This window comes from Sphingomonas hengshuiensis (assembly GCF_000935025.1).
In the GTDB taxonomy this organism is placed as follows: domain Bacteria; phylum Pseudomonadota; class Alphaproteobacteria; order Sphingomonadales; family Sphingomonadaceae; genus Sphingomonas; species Sphingomonas hengshuiensis.
Map to the genome: position 1 here is coordinate 3,507,400 of NZ_CP010836.1, position 16,743 is coordinate 3,524,142.

Below are 16,743 nucleotides of genomic sequence, written 5' to 3' on the forward strand. Positions count from 1 at the left end.
TCTCCTATCAGGCGATACAGGCGATTGCGGTGGCGAGCGCTTCTGCATGCTGTTCGCGCGCAGCTGCGCCAGGATGGGTGATGTCGGAGATTGTGGTGGTGGTGACGCCGTCCGCGCCCGTAGTGCCAGATGTCAAAGACCAGCCAGCCTCACCGCTCTGATGCGCCCAGGTCGAACAAAGGTGTAGGTTAGCATCACCCGCCGCGCGACGTGTGGTCACGATATCGACAATGGCCGACAGGATCGGCTGCCATTCGAGCCACTCGGTATCGCCCGCCGACGACGCGGGATGGTTGGTCGCCCACAGAATAATACTCGCCGCAGGCAGCACGCGGCGAATTTCGTCGAGCAAATAGCCATATCCCGACTTCACCTGCGCGAGACTCGCCGCCGCTCCCAACTCGGTCTTGTCGTTCATGGCGATGTTGACGACCACCAGATCCGGGTCTGTCAGGCTGAAGCGATCCAGGTAGAAGCGAAGATCAAATCGGTAATTGACGCCCGAAATCGTTACGATCGGCGTCTGAGCACCAGCGGAGGTGTTCGGGTTGAGGAACGGCTGATAGCCTCGTTTGTCCGTCTTGTTGGCGGCCTGATAGGTGGCCTCCTGACCGACCGCCAGCACACCCAGGGGCACATCGTTGTCCAATGACGTGCCCAAATAGTCGGAAAACGCCCAGCCCTCGCGCCCCTCGCCCAGGGGGCCGCCAGTAGCGCTGGAACTGTTGGAGTTCGACCCAACTATCGTGCCGATCCACTGGGGCGCAAAACCCCATGCCGTCAGTAGCGCATTGATGTTGTAGCCGGTCTGGCGGTTGGTAATGCTATCGCCGATCAAGAGTATTTTTGGCGCTGGCGATCCGGACACCGGCACAGCCTTGACCGAAACGGTGAGAGTCTTTGTCAGACGTGGGTTACGGTCGCCCAACTTGCGGACCGACAACGTGGCACTCGTGCCGAGCCGGGCGGGATCAAGCATGATTGCTCCATCCCGGGCCGAGGCCGCAAAGGGCTGCGCGGGTGCCCCTTTCGACGACGCGATCGTGACCTTGGCGGTCTCGACATCAGTGCGGGTCGTAAGAATATTCTCGACGTAGAGCGGTGTGGGGCGATCGCTCACCAGGTACAATTGCGTCCCGATGACCGGTGTGACGGACGGGGCTGTGTAGACGGGCTCATTGGCTGCCGCATTGATGGCCACATTGCCATCCAGACCGATTTGCAGCGCCACGAAGCCGAGCGGGTTCACGACGCGGAAAAGAGCGTCGTCAATGGCCTTCACTGGTGCTCCGACCAGCCCCAATGCGCCACCTTCATACGACAAGATCGATCTGCCCAAGGTGGAAAGATCAAATCCCCCATTGGTCGTTCCACGCCACGTACCGCCGGGAAGCACCAGCGCGCCGTCTGCTGCTACTTCGAACCCGACGAAGCCCAGCGCATTGCGTATCGACAGCATCGCGTCCGACTGGCCGGGGGCATTGAGAGATACGCCGCCCGCCCGAAACCCTCTCGCATATAGTTCCGCGAACACAAAACCGAGCGCCGTCTTGAACAAGACAAGTGGTTCTTCAGACGTTGCCGTGACGTTGGTCTTATGGACCACATCGGCCACTGCCGCCGCCGTTGTCTCCACCTCGACCGCCTTGACTTCCGTAAACATCCGATGCTCTTCAGCTTCGCTTGCCTTCGTTGAGGCAATATCCGCCGCACGGGTGGCAGCCGCGACCAGCGGCGCGACAAGTTCGGCTCCCTCCGCCTCGACGGTCGGGCGCACATTTTGCGAATAGACGGTTGCGCCATTGCCTGGCTTGATGATGACTGCGGGCATTACAGGGTGACGCCCGCGCTGACGATCGCACGGCCCCGCAGGCGTCGGCGCTTGGCGTCCGCAACCTTGGTAACATGCATATCGTAGAACATCGGGACGTCGCCCCCCGGCTCGGCTGCAAACGGAAGCGCCTCGATCGTCTCCTCGTCGATCTGGAGTTGGACGTGGGAGGTCGGAACACCCTCGCTCCAGGTGACGGTGCAGGAGATTCCCTCGTTCCCCGCCGCTGCGTTCTCGAGGGAAATGGGCGCCGGCCCGGTCGAGTCCTTCTGGAAGCGAAGCTGCATCTTGAAGGCCGCTCCGGTAAAATCCTCGGCGTAGAAATCGATCGTATCGGGGACAAAGGGCGTCCCGCGCTCGATCGGCGGCAGGTCCCAGACGGCTGCGGTCATGTGCGACTCCCGGCTTTGTTTCAGAGTTGCGCGGCGGCAAGCACCGCGCGCTTGGCGGCGGCGGTCTCTGCGGCCCGTATTTGCGTGGTCACGACCTGGAGCGCGGCCTCGATCGCGGCAATCGCCGCGTCCGCCGCCGCAACCCCGGATGCGAAGCGCGTGATCGCGTCATCGATGACGCCCTCCCCGCGCGCGCTGGCTTCGGCCCAGGCGAAGGGAAACGCGCTCGCGATATCCTCCGCCGACATCGCGGCGGCCTCCCCCAGGCGCCATGCTGCGACCTCGCCGCGCTTGGCTGCATAGATCTCGGCCTTGCCCTGCGTCAGATAGGCCGCGACCGCCGCAGCGGCGCGCTGACGCACCGCATCGAGCAGCAGCGCCTCGACCTTCTCTGGATCGTCCACCCAACGCCGCGCCGCAGCGTCCCAGCTCTGCACCGCCGGATCGCCGCGCGCGGCGAGCGCAGTCGCAGTATGGACCCCGCTTTCCCAGGCGAAGCCGTGGAAGCGCGGATGCGTCGGGCTATCGAACTGGCGGACCAACTCGCCCGTCTCGGCGATGGTGATTGCCCAGACGGTCATGGCTGCCGCACCGTGATCGTGCCGGCGATGGTCTCGCCGGTCGAAGTGCCCGCATACTTCCGCAGAAGAAAACCAACCTCATAAGCCGCGCCTGCAGTCAGGCCGGTGGCAGTGCGATCGAGCGAAATCGAACCATAGCCCGGCGAACTGAAGAGGCCGGTGGCAGTCGGGCCGAGGGCCTCCGTGCCAAGGTCGCTCCAAGCGCCGCCCGAACCTGCCGAACGAAACGCGGCCTTCGCAGCGGGGCGGAAGCTGCGCGGGCCGCTGGTCGCCTCGACATAATACTCGCCGAACAGAAGCGCTCGAATCTCCCCCGACGCGCTTGCAGCGACAGTCAGGACCGGCGTATCGGGCGATGATCCGTAGCTGCTCCCCGTGACGAAGGCGTCGTAGTCGGTCGAAAGCGCACTGCTTGTAGCGGGCGGCGTCGCATCCCGAGGTCGCACGATCTGGATACGTAGCGGCGCCAGGTCGGCACCCCCGACGGACACCAGCACATCCACGAAACCCTCGGTATCGGCGACGCTGATCGTGATCGCACCGGAGGCATAGCTGGCGGTGATCGCGTCCGACGAGGGCGTGAGCGTCACCGACGCCGAGCCCGTGACGGTGGCGGGGCCTTGCGTCACGCTCAGCCCGACCAGGCGGGGCAGCGCCCCGGCCTTGGTCACGCCGGCCGAGTCCGCCGACACCGAAACCACGCTGGTGGTCAGCGCCGCGACGATCGCGTCGGCACCCTTGATCAGCGACCAGCTATAGTCCGCGGGGTTGGTCGAGTCCGCGAGAGTGTTGTCGCTGTAGACGCCGATATAGGTCCGCCCGGTCGGGTCGGAGAGGTGAAATCCAACCGACCCGTCGACGGCGTTGGAATAGGCGAAGTGGACGAAGCCATCGGCACCGGGAATGCCGTTTGCACCGTCCGCGCCCTTGATCAGCGACCAGGTGTAATCACCGGGAGTCGTGCTGTCGGCGACGACATTATCGACGAGCACACCGATATGCGTTCGCCCGCCGGGCGCGCCGATGGTGAAATCGACGCTGCCGTCTGCCGCATTCGCATAGGCCACGTGGAAGTATTGGCTGACGCCGTCCGCGCCCGGCGGTCCCGGCAGCCCGTCCGTGCCGTCCAGCCCGTCTGATCCGCGGATCAGCGACCAGCTATAGTCCGCAGGATTGGTCGAATCCGCGAGAATATTATCGCTGTAAACGCCGATATAGCCCCGCCCCACCGGATCGGAGAGGTGGAAGTCCGCCGAGCCGTCTGCTGCGTTGGAATAGGCGAAATGGACATAGCCGTTCGCGCCTGGTGTCCCGTTCGCGCCATCCGCGCCCTTGATCAGCGACCAGGTGTAATCGCCGGGGATGGTGCTGTCGGCGACGACATTGTCGACGAGCACTCCGATATACGTTCGCGATCCGGCCCCGCCGATCGTGAAATCGACGCTGCCGTCTGCCGCATTCGAATAGGCGACGTGGAAATAAGGGCTGACGCCATCCGCGCCCGGCGGTCCCGGAAGCCCGTTGGTGCCGTCCAGCCCGTCGCGCCCGGGTCGCCCGGTGATCGCGGCGCGATAGTCGGCGATCGCGCCGTTCGCATCGACCCAGGCGGTGCGGTACGCCGCTGGATCGATGCCGCTGTGATGCTCGGTATCGTCCCAAGCCGGATCGAGCGTTGCGAGATAGGCAGTCAGCGCCGCGACCTTCGTCGCCGCCACGCCGCGCGCCGGCGTGATGTCGGATGGCGAGCCCAGCGCGACATAGCGCGCATCGAGCGCCATGCGCTCTGCGAGCAACGCCTGATAGGCGATGATGACCTGTGGCTTTTCGCCCCGGCTGAGCACGCCGTCGGACGCGACCAGCTCGATCGCATCGTCGATGTCGCCGATCGCGCGGATCAGCGGGTTGTTGCGGTTGTCATAGACGGTCGGCGGCGCCGCCTGGACCGTGGCCACGTCGCCGCTGTCCCATTGATAGATCAGCGCGCTCTCTTCGCGCAGCACCACCTGGCACGGGTTGGAGCGCGGATCGATCTCGACCACGCGGAACAGCTTCCGCACGAAACTGAGCGGTGCGAAGGTGAACGGGACGACGTCGCCGACGCGATACTTCCACGCCGTCATGTCGAATGGCGCCGAGAACAGTCCGCCGAACTGCTTCCTCTGCAGGGTCTGGCTGGCGCAGCGATAAGCCTGGCTCGGGCTTTCGACGAAGCCCAGGTCGAACGGCAGCGGTCGGTCGATCCCGTCCACGCTGGCGATCGCCGGCGTCGGATAGTCGATCAGCTGGTACAGCGAGGCGTCCGAGGGATCGACATATTTGCCGCGCACCGTGTTCGGCACCTGGTCGGGCGCCGGATACGGGTCCCAGGTGAACGCCCCCACGACATCGTCGTCGTTGAGCCCGTCGTCGGTCGCGGCCGACGCCAGGTCGTTGTGCGCGATCGCAATCCCGATCTTCCCGCCATCGTCGGTCAACCGCGCGCAACAACCCGCGCACATCATGTCCAGGCGGGTGCGCGGATTGTCGCCTTCAGAAAGCACCCCGGCGCCGCGAAAGCGCGGCTCGGTGCCGCCCGCCGATCGCGCGACCGCCTCGTCCGCAAGATTGGCGGCGACGAGGAACGACGGCAGGTCGATCTTGCGCACCGGCAGGCCCGACCCGACCGCCAGCTTCCACTGCCCCGTCACCGGGTTCTGCATTCGCCAGCCGAGCAGTTCGCGCAGGATCTGGAGCGGCAAATTCTCGCCGATCTCGGCGCCGTCATCGGTGACATAGCGCCAGGTCGACTGGTCGTCGGCGCGCATCGGCCCGGAGCCGCCAGGCACGGTGCTGTCCCGGCGCGGATCGTAGAGCGGGCTGCCCTTGCCCACGATCGTGACCCGGCTCGGCAGGCCGCTGGAAAACGGGCTTTCCGCCTTCTTCGAATTGCCCGTGACCTTGAATTCGAGATGCGCATAGGCGCACCCAGTCAGGCGGTGCGCGCTGTTCCATGTCCCCGCGGGGGAGACGCTGACAATGGTGCCCGGCGCCCCTTCGGTGACGATCTGGCGGACCCAGAAATAGCCTGCATATTTGCCCTGCGTCCCGCCGGTCGCGGTCCAGGCGAGCTCGTCGTTGAACCAGATTGCATCGACGCTGGTGATGCGGTGGCTGGCCAGCGCCACGATCCAGGCGCAGCGCTCCTGGTCGGTGCCGAACCATTCCTCATATCGGATGTCGACGGGCATCGCCGTCGATCCCATCACCGACTTGCGGTACGCCCGCGGATCGATGCTGGCGGTCAGACGATCCGTCTGCGACGCCGGAACCTGCGGCGACTTTTCGAGCAGGCTGCCCGCGGCGATCAGCGCGGTCGAAGCAAGGAACAGCGTGCTGGCTGAGACACCGAGGAAGCCGGTGACCATCGTCGCAGCGCCCGCCAGCCCGACGCCGGCGGTGCCGATCGCGATCGCGGCACCCACGCCCGTCGCGATCAGCGCCGCCCCGGCGACGACCAGGCCAACGGTTTTGAGTGCCTTTGCCATCGATCAGCCCGCGAACGGCACGCGCCAGGCGATGGGATCGACCCAGCGCGCACGATCGATCCGGACCAGCCCCTCGCGCGCGCCCTCGCTGCCCACCGCGACCAGGAACCGGCCCAGGCAGATACCGAGCAGCCCCGACGACATCACGATGTCGCCGCGCTGCGCCAGCCCCGCCCCGATCCGCGCGAACTTGGCATCGACCGACGCTTCCAGCGTGCCGGCACCGATGCGGCGCAGCGCGCGCACGGAGCCCCGCGCGGTCCGGTAGCGGCCCCGATATTCGGCCATCGCGTCGACGCCGGTCATCGCCTCGACGGCGCCGAAGGTGAAAGCGCAGCAATCATGGCGCCCCCATTCGAAAGGGCGCGCGCGAAGGGGTTCGAGATACGCGGCAAGCCGCGCCTCCCAGTCGGGCAGTCGTTGCATGGGGGTCAGCTCCGCTGGGAGGCGCCGTTGGCGATGGCGATCGCCAGCTCCGCGCTGAGATCGCCCGGGTCGAAGCTCGCCTGGTCGAGATAGGTTCGGCCGGAAGCCTGCGTGAAAAAGCCGAGATAGGTTTCGACCTCGAGCCGGACGATCTGGCCATCCTGGTCGCCGCTGATCTTCGGCACGCTCATGTATCCGGTGTAGTAGCTCCAGGCGGCGCCGATCGGCGCCAGCGTGGCGGGATCGCGCATCATCTTCCACAGCCGCGCGTCGCGGCCCTGGAAGTTCGCGCGATCGCCGAGTTCGGTCATCGTCAAATCGTCGATGCCGGCAAGTCCCGACAGGGTCAGCGTGACGGTGTCCGTGCCCGTTTCCTTCGCCTTCACCGGGCCGACATCGACGATACGGGAGTCGACCGCGCTGAAGGTGTGGCCGTCCAAGTCCGGGTCGCCCGTCCCGGCAAAGGTGACCGGATAGGGGGAATCGGTGACGCGGATCGGCCCCTCGAGCAGATCGAGGAACACGAAATTGCATTCGCGGCGCACGTCGGCGCCGATCGCCGCCCGCGCCGCGCTATCGGGACGCGAGGCCATCAGAACGACTCCTCACAGGCGAAGGAAATCGAGTAGCGCTGGTTCTTGCCGGCGATCCATTTCCCGTCGTCGGTCGCCAGCGACATCACGCCGAACGGGCGCCGCGTCTCGATCGCGGCGCCATCGATCGACGGCACCCGCAGATACGCGACAAAATTAAGCACCGCGCGTCCGGTGGCGTCGGCAATCGCGGGCTCGGTGAGCTCGAGCAGCTGGTCGGCGACGGTGACCAGGCACCCCTCGCCGAGGCGGAGCCGGGGATACCAGCCCCGCGTGGCCAAGCTGAAGCCCTGCTGCCCCGATCCGTCAACGACCACCGACTGCGCGATCGCGTGCTGGTCGTTCTCGACCGCGATCAGGCGAAAGCTGTTCGCACGCCCGTTCAGCTTCCCGAAAAAGGCGCGCCAGGGCCGCACATTGGCCTCGCCGCGGATCTCGGGCAGTTCCACCGAGGCGGTCCAGCGCGGCGCCTTCGACAGGATTGTCACGCGCCGGCGGCTCGTGATCTCCGATCGATTGACCTGGGTCGGCTGCGGCAAATTCCATTCGACCTTCGCCGGGATCGGCGCCGCGGGCATCGTGATCATCGTCATCCGAAGCCCCCCGGCAGTTCGGGCCGGTTCAACGCGCGCGTCGTCCGCGCCTGCGCGCCGGCCATGATCGGCTCGGCGGCGGCATAGACGGTACGCGCGCTGACCTGTTCCATCGTCGTTTCGAACAGCGGCGACGGATTGACGGTCAGGTTCGCATCCACGGCGATCCGCTCATTGCGCGGGCGCAGATCGTTCGCGGCGCTGCGCCAGTCGGCGATGCGCGGGACAAAGCCCGCCGGCGCGACGAGCCCACCGGTGGCGAGGCCGGGGATGCGCCCCTTGTTCATGGCATCGATCAGCGGCCAGTACCGCCGCGTCGCCTCCGCCGTGACGATCGATTCGCCGTTGGAGACGAACAGCGGATCGCGCCCGTCGATCAGCGCGAAGATGCTGTCCGACGTGCCCGTGCCCGGGCCGGTGATCCGGCCACCGCCCGCCTTGCGCTCAACCCGACCGCCGCCCGCGAGACCGAGCCCGCTAAGCCCCAGCGCGTCGCTGCTCCCGGTGACACCCGACAGCCATCCGCTGCCGCTCGCCCCGGAGAACAGTCCGATCGCCCACAGGATGCCCTTCTTCAGCTCGATCTTGGCTAGATCGGCCAGCACGCTCGAGGCAAACTCGCCGAACGCACCCTTCAGCTTGAGCAGGTTCTGGATCTCGCGCGCGCCCGCTTCCTCCAGCGCCCCGAACCCGCGCACCGCCACGCCCTCAAGCGCTTCGTTCATGTCGGCGGTGTCGGCCACGAGGCGGCGTCGATAGGCGTCGAGCGGGCCTTCGGTGCTCTGGATCACCTGTTCGCGCCGATACGGTGCCTCGGCATCAATCTGCTTCAGGTCGCGCCGCCCCTCGCGACGGACATAGGGGTCGTCGCTGGCGATCTTGCGCCGCGCCGCGTCGCGCGCCTGCTGTTCCTCGATCGCGAGCAGCTGCAGCGCGACCCGCTGCCGTTCCTCCTGCGTCGTGGCCAGGCTGCCCTGCAAGTCGAGAAGTCGCGCCTGGTTGTCGAGCTCGGCACGATCGCGGGCAAGTCGGCGATCGAGCAACGCCTGCTGTTCGCGCACGAGCCGCTGTTCCTCGGCGCGCTCGATCGCGGTTTGCTGCAGCACCAGCGTATCCGCGGCGATCGTCTTCAGCTTCGTCGCCTCGGCGCCGGTCAGCTTGTTCGCGGCGACTTGCTGCTCGATATCCCGGTCGCGCTGTTCCTTCGCCGACCGCACGCGCTCGAGCTGGACATCGGCCTGCTCCTCGACGCCCTCGGTCAGCGCAAGCTGGGCCCGATATTGCGCATCCTGCGCCTGCTGGAGCTGTCCTTCATACGCCCGCTGGCGATTGGCCTCGGCCTCAGCTGCTTGTTCGCGGCGCTGGTCAATCGATTCCTGACTGCGCGGCTGCTTGGCGAAGGCGACATGAAAATGGTCGCTGTGATCCTTGTCGCCGGGCCCGAGCAGTTCCTTGATCGAAACGCCCTGGCTTTCGAGATAGGCGCGGATCTCCTGCTTGGTGGTCGACGCCATCCCGCCCGCGGGCACGAAGTCCAGCGCCTGGTTTCGGTAATGGTATGAATTCTTGGCGTGCTTTCCGCCGGTGGTCGAGGTGACGGTTCCGCCGAACTCGTCCTTCAGCAGCGTACCGACTGCGGCGGGCGTGAGGTTGCCGGCGCGCTGGGCGCGTTCGTCCGCGCGCGCCGCCGCCTGCTTCTTCTGCTCCCCCTCGATCGCCGCCTTCTCTGCGATCTCATATGCGGCGAGCGTCGCGCCCAAGCTGGCGCGCAGCTTCGCGTCCGATGTCGCAGCGTGCTCTGCCTGCTCCCGTAGGAGCTTGTAGCGCTGGCGGATTGCCTCGAGCGGATCTGCGGCGGCCTTGGCGAAATCCTTGGCGGCATCGATCTCCAGATTGGCGATCGACGTGTTCAGCGTCGCGATCGACGCATCCTGCTCCTTCAGCTTCGGAGTCAGGTAATCCTGCTGGCCACGGGCGTACAGAGATTCCGGATCGCTGGAGCCCGACGCTGCGCGCGCGCGGTCGAGGTCCGCCTTGATCTGTTCGCGGGTCGCAAGCGCGTCCTTCAACCGCGCGCGGGCACTCTCCAGCGCCAATTTGGTCGACAACTCGTCCTTTTTGCGGGCGTCGTCCTTGGTCTGGTTGAACTCCTTCAGCGCCTTGTTCGCCGCCTCGGTTCCGAACTTCTCCTTTGACAGGGCATCGATCAGGCTGAGCGTGCGCCCCTCGAGCGCCTTGCTGGCCTCGTCCCCTTCCCACAGCTTGCTGACGAACGGGGTGAGCACTACGAGCGCGGCTGTCACCAGCTGGCCCCACGGACCGCCGATGACTCCCAGGACGCCCTTCGCGCCCCCCGCCATCATCCCCAGCGCCTGCGTCACCTGCGAAATCTGTTGCGCGAAAATGACTTGGACCGGCGTGCCGGCGGCGATGCCGACGGCGAAGTCGTTTGCCTGGAACGTCAGCTGTTGCAGGCCGGCCCGGGCCTGTCCGCTCAACTCGCGGGTGCGGCGCAGCGCCGTGCCGTTCGCCCCCAGCTTGCTCTCGACCAGCTCAAGCGTGGTGGCCTGCTGGCGCATCGCGATCGCGATGTCCTCGGCTTCCTTGGCGGCGACCGTCGCGGCGGCGGCATATTGGACCAGCGCGGCATTCTCGCCGCCCTGGGCGATCGCCGCCGCCTTCGCCGCGTCCGCGACCTGGCGGATCGCTGCGGCCGAGATCTCGGCAGCCTGTGCCGTCTCGCGCGCCGAATTGGCGTTGAGCACGGCTAGGGCCCCCTGACCGCTGCCGGCGCTGAGCACGTCCTGCGCGTTGCGGCGGATCTCGCGAAACGCGCCGTCATAGCTGGCGGTGAGCGCCCTCGCGCTTTGCGCAGCACCAGCGCCGCCCAGATCGGCCAGTGCCTTTTCGACCGCCTCGAGCTGCTGCACCGCGTCGCCGCGAAATTCGGTGAGCGCTGATCGCCCGGCCTTCATCACCGCCTTCAGCGGTTCGACCGTGCCCGATACCTGCAGGAACAGATCGCGGCGGTTACTGCCCCCGGCCATCGGCACCTCCACGCAAAAAGGCCCGCCAGGTCAGCGCTTGTTCGCTTCCTGACGGGCCTCGATCATCGCCCACAGTTCATGCGGCGTTGCCGCCCAGAACTGGGCAGCGGACCAGCCAAAGGCATCCATCGCGATGCCCATCAATCGCCGGTAGGGGAAAGTCAGCTCTCCGCCGTCTCCGCTACCGGCTTCCGTTCCCCCGACGCGGTGCGGCCCCCGGACGCGGCATCGATCAGGAGCAACGTCAACCGCGCCATGACGTGCGGTATGCCGGCCTCATAGATCAGCTCGGCGACACGATCGGGATGCACCCGCGCGGCGACCGCATCGCCCTCGGCTGCGCCGGCGCGGATGAAATGCGCCGCGATCGTGCCGAGCTGGTCCATGTTGAGCTGGCCGAGGTTGCCCATGCGGCTCATTTCGACCAGCGAAAGCCCCAGCGTCTTCTCGATCGCCTTGACCGCGTGAAAACCGGGCCGGAGGACATAGGTCTTCCGTCCCAGCTTGAGCGTGTCCTCGCCGACCACCTCATTCGCCTCGACGAGCGGATCGTCGAGATCGTCGTCGCCGTTCATGCGCTCGCCGCCAGATTATCGACGATCGGCGTCGCACAGGCGACCATGTCGAACGACCAGGTCACCGGGCCGTCCTTCGAGCCGGTCATCTTGACGTTGCCCACGCCGACCTGCCCGTGGAAGCGCACGATCGCGCCCTTCATCAGCTTCACCATGCCCTTCCGGGTCGTCGATTTCGAGATCTCGAGCACGCGCTCGAGCCCGTCGTCGGGAAGCTTGGTGATGCCGTTCGCGCTGATCGTGATCTTGCGCGGGCCATAGCTCATCGCGGCGATGTCCGCGTCGTCCTTCGAGCTTTCGTCCTGCTCGCTCGACGAGGCCGAATAGTCCCAGCTCTGCTCGCCCGCGATCGGGAGGAAATCCTCGACCGTCTCGCCGTCGCCGACGTGGATCCGCGACTCCTTGCCATATTCCGTTGCCATGTTCGCTCCTTTTCCGGCTCAGGCCGGTTCTGCGGTGACTTCAAATTCCAGGATGCCGGCATGCGTGACGCCGTCGCGCGCCGGCGGGCTCGACGATGCGCCGGCGAAGTCGATCGAGCCGAAGTCGACGCCGGCAATCGCCGGCCGCGCGCCCTCCAGCGCCTCGCGCGCAAGGTGCATCAGCGCGTGCAGCTCCGATCGCTGGCGCCCGCGATAGACCACGACGATCTGCACCGTGATCCGCTCGAGCTGCTCGTCCTTCCCGCCCAGGCTTTCGCTATCGATGTCGCCGAGCAGCACGAAGCGGCGTTCGGCGGTGTCGGTCGGCTCGATCTGCCGGGGATTGGTGGCGACCTCTGCAATCGCCGGGTCGATCGCGGCATCGAGCAGGGCAAACACCCCGTCCGACGCGGCGGAAATCAGGTCGATCGTCACTGGCCGCCTCCCGTGCGGGTAAGCACCTGGGCCCAGAATTCGGAGAGATGCTGCTCCGCGACGTCCTGGAGCATCGGCTGCTCGACGAACGGACGTCCGGCCATGGCCGGGACCCTCATCTTGTAGGGCGTGCCCATGAAGGTCCCCGCGTTCGGGCTCGATGCCGGCCGGCGGCGCTTCTGCGCACCCTGAAACACCGTGCGACGGGTATCGCCGTTCTTGTTGTTGCCCTTGATCTTGCGGTTCGGCTTCTTGATGCGCCGGGTGACGTTCACGGTCTGCGCAGCACGGCCCTTTTCGACGATGACCCCGTAAAACGGGCCGCCGGCACGCGCCTTCCGGGCGCGCCCGTTTGATTTCGACGCCGAGTTTCCGCCCCGCATAAGGCCTATGCGCACTTTCAGCCGCTCGAGCAGGACCTGCAGCGACAGCGCGGCATCCAGCGCACCGGTGTCCTTCGCGACGTCCCGGTGCTGCGCCGCCAGTATCTCGCGCCCGATAATGCCGAGTTCGACGGCCATTTCATCGCGAGCGGCGGCGGGGACGGAGTCGAAATACGAAAGAGCGCCATCGAGCCCATCGACCCGCGATTGCCGCCCCGCCATCAACCCGCCTTCAGCGCCGCGGCGGTGCTGGCCATGATGACGAGCTGCTCGCGCTTCCCATCCGGGTCGACGGCCGAGGTGATATTGAGCGTCACCGCGCCATGCCGCACCTGGTCCTTGACCAGAATGCCGGCCCGCCACCGAATACGGATGCGATAGACCGAGACGCCCTCCAGCACCTGATCCATCACGGACTCGCGCCCGTCGAGCCCGATGACCTCCGCCCAGGGCAAGGCGATCACCGGCCAGCTGGTCGTCCAGCCACCCTTGCCATCCTTCGTTTCGGTCGGGCGACGGATCTCGATCCGGTGGCGGAGATCCTCGGCGCGAAGCGGTGTCATGCGATGATCAGCCGCTCCAGCTCGAGCAGATCGGCGGCGACCTTGAGAGCAGACTCCGAAGCGCCGTCGAACCAGGCGCCAATCATTAGCCGGGCGGCGTGGACCAGAGCGGCGGGCATGGTGTCCGGAAAATCGAATCCCGCTTCCGCGTCGACGCGCACCGCTCCTTGAGCAGAGGCCACCTGCGGCCAGCTTTTGCCGATCGCCGGCACCAGTCTTGTAACGCCTTCGAACGGCACGACGCGGAAGTCCGCCGGCGACACGGTCTGCTCGTCGCCGACGGCATCGAGGAAGCGGATCGCCACCGTTTCGGCGGCGATCGGCGCCAGCGAGAGCACCAGCTCGGGCGCGAACGACGCGAAGGCAAACGATACCGCGCGGCGGGTAGGTACCAAACGGGTCGTCCGCTCGATCGCGCGCTCTGCGGCGGCGATCAGCCGGACGATCTCGTCGTCGCGGTCGTCGGTATCGACCTTCAGATGCTGCTTCGCATCTTCGAGCGTGAGTATAGCCACCGCGCTCTCCCGAAAAGAGGGCCGACCGGGCTGTGGCCCGGTCGGGATAGGCTCAGACGATGCCTTCGATCGTGGCGCCGCTGCGGACTACGCTCGCCGCGATCGCGGTGCCGGTTCCATGCGTACCGCTGAAGTCGGCTTGCAGCTTCGCGAAGGGCTTGCCGCCGATATAGCCGAGCTTCTGAATCGTGGCCGCGGCATGCGCCGCAGTAAGTGCGCGAACGATGCCGTTGGTAACGGTCGCCGGCGCCAGCGCATCCTTCAGCACGTCGGAATCGGTGACGGGCGTGAAAGTGGTGCCGTCATCGCTGTGCGTCAGCACGAACTCGATCTTGTTCGCCGTGCTGAAGGTGATTCCGCCTGCTCCGAGGTGCAGCAACAGCGTCGCGGAACGGAAATCGCGCAAATCGATGATGGCGGGCGTGGTGTCGGCCGCGTACACCGCCGGCGGGATCGCCTCGACGGGGAACAGGCGCGACGCGGAATCGCGTTCGGGGGTCATGGTCTATCTCCTGGAATAGGGGGAGCGCAGCGACGGCGCTCCCCGAAAGAAGGATCCGGCGCGGATCAGCCGAACTTGAGGGCCTTCAGCGCTTCGAAGTTGACGGCACCGCCGCCCACGCGCCGACGCATGTGATATTTGACGAAGCCGGGCTGGGTGATGTTGTCGCGCACCACCGAGGTCCCAAGTCGATCGACGATGATGTACGCCTCGGCGAAGTCGCCAAACAGGACCGAGAGGCTGTCGGCACCGATCGCCGGCATGTCCTCGCCATCCGCAACCGGAAAGCCGAAAATCGATTCGACCAGCGCTCCGTCGCGCAGGCGAAGGTCAACCAGATAGTTGCCCTGCCCATCCTTGAGCTTGCGGACGGCGCCGACGGTGCGGCGTGCCATCAGGAAATTGGCGTTCTGGCGATAACCGGACTTCAGCTCGAAGATCAGATCGAGAAGCTTGTCCGAACCGTTGGTGCCGGTGCCGAACCCGCCCGAAGTGCCGGTGGCAATCGCCTGGAAGACGCCCCAGGCGCGGGTCTCGTCGGCGGTGGTGGCGAAGCTGTACTGCAGCAGCCCCTTGGGCTTCTGGTTGCCGTCACCGTTGATATAGGCTGCGTTCTCCTTACGGGCGAACTTGCCGTTCGACTTGTCGGAGATCCACGCTTCCACGTCGATCTTGGAGTCCTCGAGCAGCTTCTGCGTCACCTTCGGGTAAGCATAGAGCTCGTTGACCGGGATGCGCCACATCCCCAACTGGCCAGTGTCGGTCTGGCCCCGGGTGCCGGTCTCGCCAACCCAGGCGGCGTCGCCGTCGCCATTGTCGATCGGGCCTTCCAGCGCGTCGGTGCCGATCGCCACGACGTTTGCGAGCTGACGCATCGGCGTCGACTCGTAAATCTTCTTGACCATCCGGCCCGAGACGTCGGGGGTGACCCAGTATCCGCCGCTGGGGTCCGACGCGACCTGCATCGTGGTCGCCTTAAACTCGTTACGGCGCAGATAGCCGCCCAGGTCGGACTTATATTCGGTCAGACGGGCAGGATCGAAATCCTTCACCCCGATCAGCTCGCCGAAATCGCGCGCCGCCTTTACCTCGGAAGCGGCATCGCCGCCGGAAAGCGCGATACGGTTGGCCTTCGCCTCCATTTCGTCGAGACGCTTCTTCAGCTCAGCCTGGCCGTCGTCGATCGCCTTGTTCAGCTTCTCGACCTGGTCCTTGGTGACAGCGTCCTCGCCCTTCTTTTCCGCCTGCTTCAGGCGTGCGTCGTTCTGACTCTTGAACTCCTCGAACGTGCGGCCAAGGGTATCGACCGCCGCCTTCACTTCGGCGGTGAGATTGTCATCCTTGGTCTCGGGCGCGCGGGCAAGGGCGTGGGGTTGCGCCAGGGCGAGCGCCGCCGTAGCAGCCAGAAACTGGCTGCGATTACCGATGTACATGGTGGGTTTCCGCTTCTTAGCGCAGCGACTGGGCCGACTTGCGCAGGGCCATGAGCACGTCTTTCATCCCGTCACGGGATGCTGGCTCGGGACGCCCTTCGTCGCGGAGGGCCTGTTGTTTGCGGACGACGCTGACAGCCAGCTTCGCCTCGCGGTGGGAGAGCCCTTCGTCACGAAAGGCATGCTCCAATGCGCGATCGTCGATCGATTTGGCGCCGGTGATCAACGTCAGCTCGTTCATCGGAAAGGTAACGAGGCTGATCTCCCAGAGATCGGCCTTCAGAATGCGGCGGAGGCCGGTGGTGCGGTCGATTTCGTCCTTCGTCGTGCGGTAGCCGATCGAAAGGCCTTTTACCGCACCGGCGACGATCAGGGCACGCGCCGCAGCGGCCTGCGGGACTTCGAGCACCAGCTGCCCAGCCACCTTCAACCCGCGTTCGTCCTCGGCGATGTCGGTCCAGACGCCAACCGGCGTCCCGGCATCGTGCTGCCACAGCATCGGCGGATGCGCATTTTTCTTGCGCCACGCCGCGAGCGACTCCTTGAACGCACCCGGCATCACGATGTCGCCGCCACGATCGATCACGTTGTAGACCGAGCCGTAACCCGAAACGCTGCCCGTCGCGCCGTCGCCGTCGCCGGCGAGCTTCAGCTCCAGATCGAAAGACGCGCGCTCCATCAGGCGACCGCCAGCCGCTTTAGCTCGGCTTCAGCGCGAAACTTCACACGGTCGGCCAACTCTTCAAGGTTCAGCACCTCGGCGAGGCTGGAAATCCCACGAGCCGAGAACATTTTCCCCGCATAGGCTGTTCGTTCGCCGACCTTCCGCGACAGCACGAAATGGTACACGCCGCGCTCGATGCGACGATATCGAAAGCCGCGCGAGCGCATGGCTCGCGCGAGCTGCAGTATCACTTTCATGCTGCCT

Annotated in this window: 19 protein-coding genes; all 19 read right to left on the reverse strand. The window is 66.1% G+C overall.

Annotated elements, in window-relative coordinates; genetic code table 11:
* Positions 1 to 7: 7 nt before the first annotated feature.
* The gene (locus TS85_RS15665) at positions 8 to 1,831 is read right to left on the reverse strand and encodes an SGNH/GDSL hydrolase family protein (RefSeq protein ID WP_044333491.1); all 1,824 of its coding nucleotides are present in this window, start codon (positions 1,829 to 1,831) and stop codon (positions 8 to 10) included.
* Complete coding sequence (locus TS85_RS15670; protein WP_044333493.1) at positions 1,831 to 2,223, reverse strand: hypothetical protein; 393 nt, start codon at positions 2,221 to 2,223, stop codon at positions 1,831 to 1,833. The genes TS85_RS15665 and TS85_RS15670 overlap by 1 nt, the downstream gene beginning before the upstream one ends.
* Before the next feature lie 20 nt (positions 2,224 to 2,243).
* Positions 2,244 to 2,804 carry a hypothetical protein gene (locus tag TS85_RS15675; protein ID WP_044333495.1) on the reverse strand — a complete coding sequence of 187 codons (561 nt, stop codon included), beginning with the start codon at positions 2,802 to 2,804 and terminating at the stop codon, positions 2,244 to 2,246.
* Positions 2,801 to 6,328: a hypothetical protein gene (locus TS85_RS15680; protein WP_044333497.1), complete on the reverse strand. Its 3,528-nt coding sequence runs from the start codon at positions 6,326 to 6,328 to the stop codon at positions 2,801 to 2,803. The genes TS85_RS15675 and TS85_RS15680 overlap by 4 nt, the downstream gene beginning before the upstream one ends.
* A 3-nt stretch (positions 6,329 to 6,331) precedes the next feature.
* Positions 6,332 to 6,754: a DUF6950 family protein gene (locus tag TS85_RS15685; protein WP_044333498.1), complete on the reverse strand. Its 423-nt coding sequence runs from the start codon at positions 6,752 to 6,754 to the stop codon at positions 6,332 to 6,334.
* A 5-nt stretch (positions 6,755 to 6,759) separates the two neighbouring features.
* A complete protein-coding gene (locus tag TS85_RS15690; protein WP_044333500.1) occupies positions 6,760 to 7,347 on the reverse strand; it encodes a hypothetical protein in 588 nt (195 codons plus the stop codon).
* Positions 7,347 to 7,940: a hypothetical protein gene (locus tag TS85_RS15695; RefSeq protein WP_044333501.1), complete on the reverse strand. Its 594-nt coding sequence runs from the start codon at positions 7,938 to 7,940 to the stop codon at positions 7,347 to 7,349. Before TS85_RS15695 ends, TS85_RS15690 begins: the two co-directional genes overlap by 1 nt.
* On the reverse strand, positions 7,937 to 10,987 hold the full coding sequence (locus tag TS85_RS15700; protein ID WP_044333503.1) for a hypothetical protein: 3,051 nt from the start codon (positions 10,985 to 10,987) through the stop codon (positions 7,937 to 7,939). The genes TS85_RS15695 and TS85_RS15700 overlap by 4 nt, the downstream gene beginning before the upstream one ends.
* A 30-nt stretch (positions 10,988 to 11,017) precedes the next feature.
* Positions 11,018 to 11,152: a phage tail assembly chaperone gene (locus TS85_RS24780; RefSeq protein ID WP_265102115.1), complete on the reverse strand. Its 135-nt coding sequence runs from the start codon at positions 11,150 to 11,152 to the stop codon at positions 11,018 to 11,020.
* On the reverse strand, positions 11,149 to 11,562 hold the full coding sequence (locus TS85_RS15705; RefSeq protein WP_044333505.1) for a hypothetical protein: 414 nt from the start codon (positions 11,560 to 11,562) through the stop codon (positions 11,149 to 11,151). The genes TS85_RS24780 and TS85_RS15705 overlap by 4 nt, the downstream gene beginning before the upstream one ends.
* Positions 11,559 to 11,984 carry a phage tail tube protein gene (locus TS85_RS15710; protein WP_044333507.1) on the reverse strand — a complete coding sequence of 142 codons (426 nt, stop codon included), beginning with the start codon at positions 11,982 to 11,984 and terminating at the stop codon, positions 11,559 to 11,561. Before TS85_RS15710 ends, TS85_RS15705 begins: the two co-directional genes overlap by 4 nt.
* An 18-nt stretch (positions 11,985 to 12,002) precedes the next feature.
* On the reverse strand, positions 12,003 to 12,419 hold the full coding sequence (gene gp17, locus TS85_RS25785; RefSeq protein ID WP_044333509.1) for a tail completion protein gp17: 417 nt from the start codon (positions 12,417 to 12,419) through the stop codon (positions 12,003 to 12,005).
* Entirely contained in the window at positions 12,416 to 13,024 is a 609-nt protein-coding gene (locus tag TS85_RS25790) for a hypothetical protein (protein ID WP_044333510.1), read from the reverse strand. Before TS85_RS25790 ends, gp17 begins: the two co-directional genes overlap by 4 nt.
* Complete coding sequence (locus TS85_RS15725) at positions 13,024 to 13,365, reverse strand: phage head closure protein (protein WP_044333511.1); 342 nt, start codon at positions 13,363 to 13,365, stop codon at positions 13,024 to 13,026. The genes TS85_RS25790 and TS85_RS15725 overlap by 1 nt, the downstream gene beginning before the upstream one ends.
* Positions 13,362 to 13,880, reverse strand: a complete 519-nt coding sequence (locus tag TS85_RS15730) for a head-tail connector protein (protein WP_044333512.1) — start codon at positions 13,878 to 13,880, stop codon at positions 13,362 to 13,364. The genes TS85_RS15725 and TS85_RS15730 overlap by 4 nt, the downstream gene beginning before the upstream one ends.
* 52 nt (positions 13,881 to 13,932) lie before the next feature.
* Positions 13,933 to 14,382, reverse strand: coding sequence for a hypothetical protein (locus tag TS85_RS15735; RefSeq protein WP_052507958.1), 450 nt, complete (start codon positions 14,380 to 14,382; stop codon positions 13,933 to 13,935).
* 65 nt (positions 14,383 to 14,447) lie between these two features.
* Positions 14,448 to 15,815 carry a phage major capsid protein gene (locus TS85_RS15740; RefSeq protein ID WP_077228652.1) on the reverse strand — a complete coding sequence of 456 codons (1,368 nt, stop codon included), beginning with the start codon at positions 15,813 to 15,815 and terminating at the stop codon, positions 14,448 to 14,450.
* A gap of 16 nt (positions 15,816 to 15,831) precedes the next feature.
* Complete coding sequence (locus TS85_RS15745) at positions 15,832 to 16,494, reverse strand: HK97 family phage prohead protease (protein WP_044333513.1); 663 nt, start codon at positions 16,492 to 16,494, stop codon at positions 15,832 to 15,834.
* Positions 16,494 to 16,736, reverse strand: a complete 243-nt coding sequence (locus TS85_RS15750; protein ID WP_044333514.1) for a hypothetical protein — start codon at positions 16,734 to 16,736, stop codon at positions 16,494 to 16,496. Before TS85_RS15750 ends, TS85_RS15745 begins: the two co-directional genes overlap by 1 nt.
* Positions 16,737 to 16,743: the final 7 nt, after the last annotated feature.